This is a genomic window from Acinetobacter sp. V89_7 (genome assembly GCF_029967895.1).
In the GTDB taxonomy this organism is placed as follows: domain Bacteria; phylum Pseudomonadota; class Gammaproteobacteria; order Pseudomonadales; family Moraxellaceae; genus Acinetobacter; species Acinetobacter soli.
Window position 1 is genome coordinate 138,092 of the sequence record NZ_JASCAJ010000017.1, and the last position, 11,965, is coordinate 150,056.

Here is an 11,965-nt window from a genome sequence, read left to right on the forward strand (position 1 = left end):
CATGAAAAAAAATAACTTACGTAGCCTGAAAATTGGATTATTGCTCAGTACGCTTGTCGCAGCTTCAACTGTCTTTGCAGAGCCGATTGTGGTTGAAGGCGTGGTGCCTAACGCCACCTCAAAACAAGCCATTTTGCAAAAAATGCAGGCTGTTTACGGAGCTGATCAGGTGATCGATAAAATTCAGATTCGTCCGGTCAATGCACCAAATGGCTGGAGCGATTCAGTCACTCAAGTGATTAGTCCCGATCTGAAAAAAGTCAAGCAGGGCAAACTCACTGTGCGCGGCACTCAAGTTGAATTGACGGGTAAAATGACCAATCCAAATGACATCCAACCCACTATTCAGCAGTATCAAAATTTGGTCCAGCCACCGTATCGATTCAACTCACAATTGACGGTAAATCAGGCTGAACAAAAAATTGTCGATGATGCGTTAAAAAATCGGATTATCGAATTTGAATCAGGAAGTGCAATTTTAACGGCTTCTGGTCAGCAAATCTTAGACGAAATGGCAGCAGCACTGAAAAAAGTGGGCGGTAAAAAAGTCAAGATTATCGGGCACACCGACAGTTCAGGTGATGCCGGTAAAAATCTGGTTTTAAGTCAAGAACGAGCGGGCGCAGTAAAAAACTACCTACTTACGAAAGGCTTATCCAGTGATAATTTAAGCACTGAAGGTTTAGGTTCAAGCAAACCGGTGGCAGATAATACGACAGCCGAAGGACGACGCAAAAACCGACGCATCGAGTTTGAGGTGCAATAAGAACAACACATACAGGAGGATTTATGGCACTTCCATATATTACCATTGGCTCACCAACTACAGGCGGCGGTAAAGTGATTACCGCCAACGCAGGTTTTTTAATTGAGGGAAAGGCGGTTGCATGTGTCGGTGATAAAGCCACTTGCCCTAAACATAAAACAGTTGCGACCATTGTGGCTGGAGACAATCATATGCTGATGATGGGTAAAGCGATTGCCCAACATAATTCAGCGCTGTCTTGTGGATGTAAATGCATTGCCAATCAATCCTTAACCGTGGGAAATAACTAAAATTAAATTTTCCAGCCCTTGCTTTTTAAATTAGAAGAATCATATTAACAATGAATGGTGCTATTTTTTGTGAACTTAAAAATAGCATCGAAGTATTGGGTTACCGATTAAAAAATACAAAATAAAGGATAATGAAATTATGTCGCTTTCTTATGAAAATGAAAATAACGGTGCATGGCAAACCTATCTGGCTCAAGTAGACCGTGTGACGCCATATCTTGAAGACGCTTTGGTGCCCTATATTCATACATTGAAGCGCCCTAAACGCGCTCTGATTGTCGATGTGCCGATTGTCATGGATGATGGTTCTATTCAGCATTTTGAAGGTTATCGTGTACAACACAATTTATCGCGAGGGCCAGGCAAAGGTGGTATTCGTTATCATCCGGATGTTGAGCTCAATGAAGTCATGGCTTTGGCCGCTTGGATGACTATCAAAACCGCAGTATTGAATTTACCGTATGGTGGCGCCAAAGGCGGGATTCGGGTTGATCCTAAAAAACTGTCTAGCCGAGAGCTGGAACGCCTAACCCGACGTTTTACCAGTGAAATCAGCCCAATTATTGGGCCTCAAAATGATATTCCTGCGCCAGATGTAGGCACAAATGCCGATATCATGGGCTGGATGATGGATACCTATTCAAGCATCAAAGGACATACTGTCACAGGTGTTGTTACAGGCAAACCAGTTCATCTGGGTGGCTCGCTTGGGCGCGTACGGGCTACGGGCCGCGGCGTATTTGTGACAGGACTAGAGGTCGCCAAGAAAATTAATCTGCCAATCGAAAACAGTCGGGTCGCTGTACAAGGCTTTGGTAATGTAGGCAGCGAAGCAGCATATCTGTTTCATAAATCCAATGCACAGGTGGTATGTGTACAAGACCATACGGGCACCATCTATAACGAAAACGGACTCGACATCAAACAGCTACAAGAGCATGTGCTTAAAACCTCAGGCGTGGCTGGATTTCCTGGCTCAGAAAAAATCGACGATGACGCTTTTTGGCACATCGATATGGATATTTTGGTTCCAGCCGCATTAGAAGGGCAGATCACCGCAGAGCGTGCCCAGACCTTAAAAGCCAAGCTGGTACTTGAAGGCGCGAACGGACCGACTTATCCAGATGCAGATGATGTACTGGTGCAGCGCAATATTATTGTGGTGCCGGATGTACTTTGTAACGCTGGTGGTGTAACGGTCAGTTATTTCGAGTGGGTGCAGGATATGTCGAGTTACTTCTGGACAGAAGCCGAAATTAATGAGCGGCTCGACAAGCTGATGATTCAAGCCGTAGCAGATATCTGGCAAAAAGCGCAAGATAAGGTCTGTACTATGCGTACCGCCGCTTATATCTTAGCCTGTGAACGCATTTTAAAAGCACGTAAAGAGCGAGGAATTTTCCCCGGTTAAGCTGTTCAGTGGAGGCAGTGATTTATACTGCCTTCACTGTTTTGAGTGAAGTTCCAAATATCGATTTTTTGGGTTTTTTGTACACAGATTTGGAGTATACTCAAATTGAACTTGCCCAGTTTAGGGCAAGCAACCAGATGATGGATAATCTGGAACTGTATGCCATCTGAAACCATGGCACATAAATTGCTGTAAAACAATAAAGGTTAGCTAGGTGAAAAGGATATGCTGTCACTCAGCCAAGAGATGGATCTTAATCATTCGTCACACAAGGCGGAATTTGCCCATCATTTGATGTCGACCATTTGTGGCGAACATCGTCTCGACACCACGTGTAAAGATACGCTGAATTTTCATTATGAAGGGATGCGTTTGCCGTACCGTAAAATGGCGCTTGGTAAAATTAGCTATGGGGCCAATGTTGCAATCAATACCTCACAACTGCGTGCTTATAGCATCAGTTTACCTTTTGAAGGCAAGCAAACGTTAAATGTGCGCGGTGAAACCTATTTTTCAAATCGAGATAGCGGCTTAATTGTGTCTAATGCAGAACTGCAAGATTTGATGATCGATAAAAATTGTAAAAAATTTCAGGTGGTGATTCCAGAACAAAGCCTGAATTCCGTGCTGTCCGAACTGGTCAAACAGCCAATCGATAAGCCAGTATTGTTTAATCCCGATATGCATCTTGGAAACAACCCATATATTGCAGCGTGGTGGAAAAATATTGAAACGTTTTTACAGCTTAAGTCGCAGTATGCGGGTTATGGTCTGCAACTTTGGTCTGAAGATTATGAAAACTTTTTGATTAAATCGTTGTTACTGTCACAGGAAAACAATTATAGCGAGCGGTTGCGGCAGCAATCCTATTTACAAGAACCCGATTATATTCGACGTGTTCGTCACTATCTGGTTGAACATGCGCATGAAGCGATTTCTACTGATGAATTACACCATTTAGCAGGCGTATCAAAATCGAAACTCTATGAAGAATTTCAACATTATTATGGTATGAGTCCGCTGGTGTATTTGCGCAAATATCGCCTGCAACAGGTCCGAAAAATTCTGACGGCTTCTGCGCATAAAAAAGTCTCGATTTCAAAACTGGCGTATGATTGGGGATTCAATCATTTGGGACGCTTTTCACAAGAATATCGGGATGAATTTGGTGAAAGCCCGAGCGAGACGCGAAGTAAATTTTAAAACAGATTCATTTAATTGATTTTACAAGCCCAGATTTTCTGGGTTTTTTATTAAAAATAAAATCATGGTCTTATTTTTTTATATTAGTTAATTCAACAGCGTAATTCGTATCTTTATGACGATTTCTAATGATCTGTTCGGTTTTCATTGACCAATGCATTCTCTCGCACTGGATGGATAGTACTCGCAATTTTTGGACAGACGACACCCCGTATTCAGCGACATGATAACTCCAATCACAGGGTCTGGAGTGAATCCGATGTCAGGTCAATACATTGAAGTAAAAACAGCAACAGGACAATCGTTTGCGGCCTACTTGGCCGTTGCAGAGGGTGGTAAAGGCTCGGGCATTGTACTTTGCCAAGAAATTTTCGGCGTGAATGCAGCCATGCGTGCCAAAGCTGACTTTTTGGCAGAAGAAGGATATACCGTTTTGGTACCAGATTTATTCTGGCGTACAGCACCACGAATTGAACTGGCGTATACCGAACAAGATTTTGCAAAAGCCTTTGAGTTATACCAAGCCTACGATGAAAACTTGGGAATTGATGACATCCGCGATAGCTTGGCAACGCTTTCAACACTTGAGAGTTGTGATGCCTCAGCAGGGCTCGGGGTCGTTGGCTATTGCCTAGGTGGAAAGCTCGCGTACTTAGCCGCTTGCCGATTACCTGAGGTGGCATGTGCTGTGGGCTATTACGGCGTCGGAATTGATCACGCCTTAGACGAGCTGCATAACTTAACAGGTCGATTGGTGCTTCATATTGCCGAGCTTGATAAATTTACTCCACCTGAAGCACGTCAAGCTATCTTAGATGCCACGGCTCAGCATCCACGTGCACAAGCCTATGTGTATGAAGGCGTAGATCATGCCTTTGCGCGCCCTAATAGTGAGCATTATCACAAACCATCGGCACGCTTTGCGCATGAGCGTAGCGTGACTGCACTGCATCAGACCATTGGACCGGTTTACGATCTGGTGGCTTTATGGGAAGAGCATATTCGGCATGAGTTTGATACCCGGGATGTTCCTGCCACGATGGCGACAATGGTCAAAGAACCTTATGTCAATCATATTCCAACACTTACTGGTGGTGTCGGTCAGCGCCAGCTTGCACGCTTTTATCAGCATCATTTTGTTCACCAAAATCCAAAAGATATGAAAATCACCTCAATCTCACGCACGGTGGGATCGACGCAGGTGGTCGATGAATTCATCATGAGTTTTACCCACGACAGTGAAATTGACTGGTTACTGCCTGGTGTCGCGCCAACCGGAAAATATGTCGAGATTCCAATGCTGGGTGTGATCCAGTTCCGTGGTCCAAAGCTATGTCATGAACATATTTATTGGGATCAAGCATCTGTACTGGTACAGATCGGATTGCTTGATCCAACGGGTTTACCTGTTGCGGGCGTTGAAACGGCCCAGAAGCTGCTCGACGAAGAACTGCCATCCAATACGCTGATGCCGTCATGGGCCTCAAGCGAGCATAAGCCAGTTTAGGCAGCACAGGAGAATGCTATGAAAATTGAAATGACAGACAAAATTGCCGTGGTGAGTGGTGGAGCTACCTTGATTGGTCGTGCCGTGGTGCAGGCACTGGTTGATGCTGGTACCAAAGTTGCAATTCTCGATATCGATGCCAATGGTCAAGAGATCGCCAACAGCATGCACGGTCAGGCTGTTTTTATTCAGACCGACATTACCAGTGATACAGGGCTGCAACGTGCGGTTCAACAGATTCATCGTCAGTTAGGACGTGTCGACTTTTTGGTTAATCTGGCCTGTACCTACCTAGATGATGGCTTTAAGTCGACTCGTGGGGATTGGTTGCATGCACTGGATATCAACTTGGTGTCGGCGGTCGAGTTGACTCGCACGCTATATCCCGATCTGCAACACAACCGCGGAGCGATTGTAAATTTCAGCTCGATTTCAGCCAAGATTGCGCAAACGGGTCGCTGGCTGTATCCAGTCAGCAAAGCGGCAATGCGCCAACTGACCCAGTCCATGGCCATGGATTTTGCTGCCGATGGCATTCGGGTCAATTCGGTTTCACCGGGCTGGACATGGTCAAGAGTCATTGCCGAAGTCAGTGGCAATGACCGCAAAAAAGCCGATGCAGTGGCTGCCGATTATCATGTTTTGGGTCGCTTGGGCGAACCTGAAGATGTTGCAAATGTTGTTGTTTTTTTACTCTCTCCAGCGGCGCGTTTTGTCACTGGTGCCGATTATGCCGTCGATGGCGGATATTCGGTTATGGGACCTGAAGGGAATCAACCGGCTATTCCACGTTTAGCCGATGAAGCGTAATCGCACACGCGTTAATTTACGAAAGACATAGAAAATGGGAGAACCATAATGCGTAATGTAGCAATTGTTGGTGCGGGTCAATCTGGCTTGCAACTCGGATTAAGTTTACTAGAAACTGGATATACCGTCACAATTGTGACCAACCGGACGGCAGATGATATTCGTCAGGGGAAGGTCATGTCCAGTCAGTGTATGTTTCATACGGCCTTACAAACAGAACGTGATGTTGGCCTGAACTTTTGGGAAGAACAGTGCCCCGCAGTAGAAGGGATTGGCTTTACGCTGGTTAACCCTGAAACTGGCGATGCTGCATTTAGCTGGAGTGCACGTTTGGAGCGCTATGCTCAGTCTGTAGATCAGCGTGTCAAGATGCCGTACTGGATAGAAGAATTTGAGCGCCGTGGTGGCAAACTCATCATTCAGGATGTTGGAATTGATGAGCTTGAGCAACTGACGGCCGAGTATGAGCTGGTGCTTTTGGCAGCGGGTAAGGGCGAAGTGGTGAAGCAGTTTGAACGTGACGCTCAGCGTAGCACCTTCGATAAGCCGCAGCGTGCCTTGGCACTCACTTATGTCAAGGGAATGAAACCGATCTCACCTTATTCACGTGTGACATTTAACGTGATTCCGGGTGTTGGAGAATACTTTTGCTTTCCAGCGCTCACTGTGAATGGACCATGTGAAATCATGGTGTTTGAAGGTATTCCTGAAGGGCCAATGGATTGCTGGCAAGATGCCAAAACGCCTGAACAACATCTTCAAATGAGTAAGGACATCTTAAACACTTATTTACCTTGGGAAGCCGAGCGCTGTAGCGAGATTGAACTGACCGATGCGGGAGGGTACTTGTCTGGACGTTTTGCACCTTCGGTACGTAAACCGATTCTAACCTTGCCATCTGGACGAAAAGTATTTGGTATGGCCGATGCACTGGTGGTCAATGATCCAATCACGGGTCAAGGATCGAATAACGCCGCCAAATGTAGCAAGATTTACTTCGATGCGATTTTGGCCCGTGATTCTCAAGAATTTAGTTCGGAGTGGATGCAGCAAACTTTCGAAAGCTACTGGAACTACGCCGAAACCGTGGTGGCATGGACCAATAGCTTACTGGTACCGCCTGAGCCGCAAATGATTGACGTATTGGCGGCAGCGAGCCAAAACCAAGCGATTGCTTCGACTATTGCCAACAACTTTGACGATCCGCGCCAGTTTGCACCGTGGTGGTTCGATCAAAGTGCAGCGCAACGTTTTATTCAGTCGAAACAGTGTCAGAAAGTGGCGTAATACAAAGGGAATTGGTGAACGATATGAATACATCCATGCAGCAAGGCTTAAAAGCAATTGACCCTGAAAACCCAAGAGAAATACGTAATTTGCTGGGACAGTTTGCCACAGGCGTGACCGTTATCACCACACGTGGACAAGATGGTCGAAAAATTGGAATGACCGCAAACTCGTTTTCGTCATTGTCGCTTGATCCGCCTCTGATCTTATGGAGTTTGTCAAAAACTGCGCCGAGCCTGCCAGATTTCACACAGGCAGCGTATTTTGCCATTCACATGCTGGCCCAAGAACATCATGTATTGTCTGGACATTTTGCCCGCGGTGCAGAAGATAAATTTGTCGGGATTGCACACCGTGAATGCGAATATGGCGTACCGCTTCTTGATGATGTTTTGGCAACATTGGTCTGCAAAAATGTCAATCAATACGAAGGTGGCGATCATCTGATTTTTATTGGTCAGATTGAGCATTACCAGCAACGCATGGGTGAACCTTTGGTTTTTCATGCGGGACAATACCGGATTGCAGCAGCACATCCTGAACTTAGTGTTTAAACAACAAATCACGATCATCCAGATCGTGATTTTTTTTGGGGATTTAAAATGAAAAACAATGTGATTAAAAAGGGATTTCTAGCAGGGACAGTGGTTCTAGCGTCGGTTTCGGCTTATGCCTACGACTTACCGACTGTCAACTTGGGTTTAACCAGCTTTATGGATGGTGGATTACCCGCAGGCCCGGGCTGGTATTCTCAAACTTACCTACAAAACTATGATGCTTCCAAACTCGTCGACAACAATGGCAATACACTTGGCTTACCTAAAACCGACTTAAGTTATCAGGCGATTATTGAGCAAGTCAGTTATATGTCGAATATACGTGTAGGACAGCACGCCGGGTTGGGCTTAAATTTTTTACTGCCATTTGTCAGTAAAATGGACATGGATGATGGCTTAAATAATGCGGCCATTAAAGCCCAAGGTGGATTTGGCGATTTAATGATTGGCCCGTTTATACAGTTCGATCCAGTGATGGGAGCTGCGGGGCCAAAATTTGTACAGCGTATCGAGTTTCAGGTGAATTTGCCAACGGGTGAATATGATCGAAATAAAGATATTAATCCGGGTAATAATGCGGTATCGCTTGATCCGTATTGGGCAGCCACCTACTGGCTAAATCCGAAATGGACAGCATCGACGCGTATTCATTACCTCTATAATTTTAAAAATAATGAGCCAGGCTATGCGTTTGGTGCAGCAGATGACATACAAGCAGGGCAAGCCATACACGCCAACTTTGCAACCGATTATGCGGTAACGCCGCAGCTACGTCTGGGGATCAATGGATACTGGTTGAAGCAAGTGACCGACACAGAAGTCGATGGCGAGAAAGTCAAAGGTAGACGTGAACAAGTTTGGGCTATAGGCCCGGGGGCAATGTATAGTTTTTCCAAAAATGATCATTTGGTTGCCAATGCTTATTTCGAACAAGATGCGAAAAACCGTCCAGAAGGCACACGCGTTTCGTTCCGTTACATCCATCATTTTTAAAGCCATTAAGCGCAGTACTTGTGACCTATTTAATTTCGGTTAAATAGGTTGAAACTGTAGTAATCAAATACTATGGCTGAACACAGTTTAAGAAAAGTTACGTAAATACATTTCTGGATGTTCAAGGCTACCGCGTCGTGTTGAAGATGGTAACTCTCCATAACGACGTTTATATTCTTGAGAAAAACGTCCTAAATGGCTAAAGCCCCATTTAAAAGCCACATCGGTGACTGACGCTTGTTCGTTTTGCATCAGCTCAAGATGTGCCTGCTCAAAACGTAATTCTTTTAGGTAGGCCATAGGCGTTGTATTTAAAAAGCTTTTAAAGCCTGCAAATAAGGTACGCACACTTACACCAGCATGCTCGGCAAGCTGTTCGATACTCAGTGCCATATGCAGGTTTTCTCGCATATAAGCCTCGGTTCGCTTAATAAAATACGGAGAAACGACCTTCTCTTTGGCCTGATTCAAATGCTCAAGCAAGGTATTTGATTGACCGTACAAAAGGGCATTGAGCAGATTGGATTCAAATTGTTTAAACACCATAGGATGATGCAGTGGATGATTTTCACATGCCAGTGCTTCCATTAAGGTGGTCATCAGTTGTAAAAAATATCCGCCACTATGCGTTGAGAAATCCAGTTTGGTTTCAAAAATAGGCGTATGACGTGTGCTTTCAGGCAAATGCTGTCTGCAATGTTGTACTAAATCATCTTTGTCAATTTTTAAAATAAGCTGAGGAGAATGCGCATGCCAACGCATTTTCAAGGCTTGATCTGGCGATATGACTGAAGCAACTTGTGGATAGGAAATAAACTTTTGCTGGTCTACTTCAATTTCAGCATATCCTTGAGTAGGAATCTGGATAAGATAGAATTTTTCAAGATGATCGGGTTCAATATAAACATCGGTGCCGTATTCAAGACGGCTGATCGATAAACGGCCAGTTTTAAGATGGTGCATCGACGACTGAAATTCGCTCTTTTGTTGCACAATTTTGAGTAAATGCGGTTTAAAAATCTGACCGACACTTTTGCAGGTTTCCCCAATATCCTGATGCTGAAAAATCAAGTTTTGCGATGAAAAAATCGAGCACTGTTGCAAGTGACGTCCATTCAGTTCTATATGGGAATTGGCCTGACTCATAACATATTCCTTTTGGGCTAACGTATTGAATTGAGCAGCATGGCGACAAAACAGCAGCTCGGCGAAATCAACACGACTTAAAATATTTAAGTGGCTTATCTGAATAAAGAATCAAGCAAAAAGTAGACCAGATCGGGAATTTTATCTACATGATCGTAGCAATCTGTATGCGATGAAGCTGAACATACAATAGGTCAGTCATGTAAGAATTTTGTTGAAAAACTAAGTGAAAACGGCCTGTAAGGGTTTACTTTTTCTAAACGCTTTATTCGATCTTAATCCTTAAGATCTGTATTCTTTTATAGCAAATTCATTTGGTCGTATCAATGTATTTACGTGAATTGCGACAGGTAGCACCTATATAAAAAATAAAGAATCTGCATGGTTGAACATGCAGATTCTTTGTCGTTTTTTTAGCATAAATAAAAGATTGAGCTGATTGAAATAAGCAGCCTCAGCTTAGGTACGTGCTGTGTTGCTTTGCAGAAATTTTTCGCTATAAACATGGCACTGATCAATCGCATGCGTATCAAGCCAAGACTTAACTGCTTCAATCATTGGAGGAGGGCCACACAGATACATGTCAAAACTTCTCTCATCTAGCTGTTCTTTATTCAAGTGTTCATGAATGAAACCTGATTTACCAGTCCAGCTTTCAGATGCTTTGGTCACAATCGGGTGATAACTGAAGTCCTTAATACGCTCACCGTAGGCCATCAGACGCTGCTGCTCGCACAAGTCAGCTTCGGTATTGACGCCGTAATAGAGGTGAACAGGAGGCGGATTGGATTGATCGGCAATATTATCGAGCATGCCTAAAAATGCGGATAGGCCCGTTCCACCTGCAATAAACACCAGTGGGCGCTCAACCTCGCGCAAATAAAAACTTCCCAGAGGCGCTTCCATCATTATAGTTTGACCAACCTGACAGCGCTCACGCAAATAGTTACTCATTACGCCATCTGGTAAAAGTCGAATCAGAAACTGTAGCTGATTCTGTGCGTTTGGTCGGTTGGCAAATGAGTAAGAGCGCCAATCCTCGGTTTGAGGAATGTGAAGCCGTGCATATTGACCAGGCAAGAAATCGAGCTGCTTGGTATGGCCACTTGCATCGAGATGTAAAATCGCCGTCGTTTCCGAAACCAGTTCAACGCCAGTAACTGTGGTGGCAATTTTTAAGGTTTCACCTGCATTACAAATGCTTGAGTGATGATCAAAATAAAACGCTGCATTAGATTTAACGCGTGTCTGGCAGGCAAGCATTTTTCGCTCTGCCAGATCACGTTCACTTAATGCGTCTTCATCGACATATTCTTGTTCATAAATCCCTGTTTCACATTTTCCCTGACAGGTTCCACATACACCTTCACGACAATCTAGCGGCAGATTAATTCCCTGACGAACAGCAGCATCAAGCAGCAATTCGTCGGATTGAACAGAAATAAAAAAAGTTTTGCCGTCGGCAAAGTTGAGTGCAACAGAATGACTCATATCGGCCTCCCTAAACGTGATAGAAATCCAGTACGGAATCTATTTTGTCGTTAAGTAAAATGCTGTGCTGACGGCGAATGCGAAAACTGTTTTCGGTTGGACGAAGCACGTAAGTTGCTCTGCCGTAGAAACAGCCTTCCAGTCCTTGACGGTTATACAGGGTACGCCAGCTTACTTTCGCCTCGACAAGGCCATCGTCACGTGTTTGCACCTGCACATTGTGAATATTGTGCTGGGTACGAGGCAACGGGGTAGCAGAAGCTGCCTTGCCTGTACGGATACGAAATACCCGGTCTTCAAGACCAGAGCGGTCTGCGTAGTAAATATAAGAGAGTCCCTGATTTGGATCTTCTACATATGTGTGGTCATCAATCCACTGCGGAATATGATATTCACTGTCTTCATCGTAGAGTTCAAGGTAAGCATCCCAGTCATAGTTGTCGCAGAGTTCCGCTTTTTTGTAGAGGAACTGGGAAACTGCATAGTGAAGTTCTAAAGACATGA

The 11,965-nt window shown here is 44.6% G+C and carries 12 protein-coding genes; 9 read left to right on the top strand and 3 right to left on the bottom strand.

Going from position 1 to position 11,965, the window contains the following annotated elements; translation table 11 throughout:
* Position 1 precedes the first annotated feature (1 nt).
* The 9 genes from QLG00_RS01885 (at position 2) to QLG00_RS01925 (ending at position 8,824) form a co-directional block, all read left to right on the top strand.
* Positions 2–766, top strand: a complete 765-nt coding sequence (locus QLG00_RS01885) for an OmpA family protein (protein ID WP_282470411.1) — start codon at positions 2–4, stop codon at positions 764–766.
* 23 nt (positions 767–789) lie between these two features.
* Positions 790–1,056, top strand: coding sequence for a PAAR domain-containing protein (locus QLG00_RS01890; protein ID WP_004939535.1), 267 nt, complete (start codon positions 790–792; stop codon positions 1,054–1,056).
* 136 nt (positions 1,057–1,192) lie between these two features.
* Positions 1,193–2,467, top strand: a complete 1,275-nt coding sequence (locus QLG00_RS01895) for a Glu/Leu/Phe/Val dehydrogenase (protein WP_171063767.1) — start codon at positions 1,193–1,195, stop codon at positions 2,465–2,467.
* Positions 2,468–2,692: 225 nt separating this feature from the next.
* Positions 2,693–3,670 carry an AraC family transcriptional regulator gene (locus QLG00_RS01900; RefSeq protein WP_119025961.1) on the top strand — a complete coding sequence of 326 codons (978 nt, stop codon included), beginning with the start codon at positions 2,693–2,695 and terminating at the stop codon, positions 3,668–3,670.
* 259 nt (positions 3,671–3,929) lie between these two features.
* Positions 3,930–5,177, top strand: a complete 1,248-nt coding sequence (locus tag QLG00_RS01905; RefSeq protein ID WP_282470412.1) for a dienelactone hydrolase family protein — start codon at positions 3,930–3,932, stop codon at positions 5,175–5,177.
* A gap of 18 nt (positions 5,178–5,195) precedes the next feature.
* Positions 5,196–5,987 (top strand): SDR family oxidoreductase, encoded by a 792-nt coding sequence (locus QLG00_RS01910; RefSeq protein ID WP_282470413.1) that lies wholly within the window; start codon positions 5,196–5,198, stop codon positions 5,985–5,987.
* Between the two features lie 48 nt (positions 5,988–6,035).
* On the top strand, positions 6,036–7,274 hold the full coding sequence (locus QLG00_RS01915; RefSeq protein WP_119025959.1) for a styrene monooxygenase/indole monooxygenase family protein: 1,239 nt from the start codon (positions 6,036–6,038) through the stop codon (positions 7,272–7,274).
* A 23-nt stretch (positions 7,275–7,297) separates the two neighbouring features.
* The gene (locus QLG00_RS01920; RefSeq protein WP_004948786.1) at positions 7,298–7,828 is read left to right on the top strand and encodes a flavin reductase family protein; all 531 of its coding nucleotides are present in this window, start codon (positions 7,298–7,300) and stop codon (positions 7,826–7,828) included.
* Positions 7,829–7,876: 48 nt separating this feature from the next.
* Entirely contained in the window at positions 7,877–8,824 is a 948-nt protein-coding gene (locus QLG00_RS01925; RefSeq protein ID WP_004948785.1) for a transporter, read from the top strand.
* 87 nt (positions 8,825–8,911) lie between these two features.
* On the opposite strand, the gene QLG00_RS01930 is transcribed toward QLG00_RS01925, so the two are convergent.
* The 3 genes from QLG00_RS01930 to antB all read right to left on the bottom strand — a co-directional run bounded on the left by QLG00_RS01930 (position 8,912) and on the right by antB (position 11,963).
* Positions 8,912–9,970 (bottom strand): AraC family transcriptional regulator, encoded by a 1,059-nt coding sequence (locus tag QLG00_RS01930; RefSeq protein WP_076032001.1) that lies wholly within the window; start codon positions 9,968–9,970, stop codon positions 8,912–8,914.
* A 459-nt stretch (positions 9,971–10,429) separates the two neighbouring features.
* A complete protein-coding gene (antC, locus tag QLG00_RS01935; protein WP_282470414.1) occupies positions 10,430–11,461 on the bottom strand; it encodes an anthranilate 1,2-dioxygenase electron transfer component AntC in 1,032 nt (343 codons plus the stop codon).
* A 10-nt stretch (positions 11,462–11,471) separates the two neighbouring features.
* Positions 11,472–11,963: an anthranilate 1,2-dioxygenase small subunit gene (gene antB, locus QLG00_RS01940; protein WP_076032003.1), complete on the bottom strand. Its 492-nt coding sequence runs from the start codon at positions 11,961–11,963 to the stop codon at positions 11,472–11,474.
* Positions 11,964–11,965: the final 2 nt, after the last annotated feature.

Bases quoted from the DNA above. Each gene is read 5' to 3' on its own strand.
- QLG00_RS01885 (WP_282470411.1), top strand. From the start codon at position 2: ATGAAAAAAAATAACTTACGTAGCCTGAAAATTGGATTATTGCTCAGT.
- QLG00_RS01890 (WP_004939535.1), top strand. From the start codon at position 790: ATGGCACTTCCATATATTACCATTGGCTCACCAACTACAGGCGGCGGT.
- QLG00_RS01900 (WP_119025961.1), top strand. From the start codon at position 2,693: ATGCTGTCACTCAGCCAAGAGATGGATCTTAATCATTCGTCACACAAG.
- QLG00_RS01905 (WP_282470412.1), top strand. From the start codon at position 3,930: ATGTCAGGTCAATACATTGAAGTAAAAACAGCAACAGGACAATCGTTT.
- QLG00_RS01910 (WP_282470413.1), top strand. From the start codon at position 5,196: ATGAAAATTGAAATGACAGACAAAATTGCCGTGGTGAGTGGTGGAGCT.
- QLG00_RS01915 (WP_119025959.1), top strand. From the start codon at position 6,036: ATGCGTAATGTAGCAATTGTTGGTGCGGGTCAATCTGGCTTGCAACTC.
- QLG00_RS01920 (WP_004948786.1), top strand. From the start codon at position 7,298: ATGAATACATCCATGCAGCAAGGCTTAAAAGCAATTGACCCTGAAAAC.
- QLG00_RS01925 (WP_004948785.1), top strand. From the start codon at position 7,877: ATGAAAAACAATGTGATTAAAAAGGGATTTCTAGCAGGGACAGTGGTT.
- QLG00_RS01930 (WP_076032001.1), bottom strand. From the start codon at position 9,970: ATGAGTCAGGCCAATTCCCATATAGAACTGAATGGACGTCACTTGCAA.
- antC (WP_282470414.1), bottom strand. From the start codon at position 11,461: ATGAGTCATTCTGTTGCACTCAACTTTGCCGACGGCAAAACTTTTTTT.
- antB (WP_076032003.1), bottom strand. From the start codon at position 11,963: ATGTCTTTAGAACTTCACTATGCAGTTTCCCAGTTCCTCTACAAAAAA.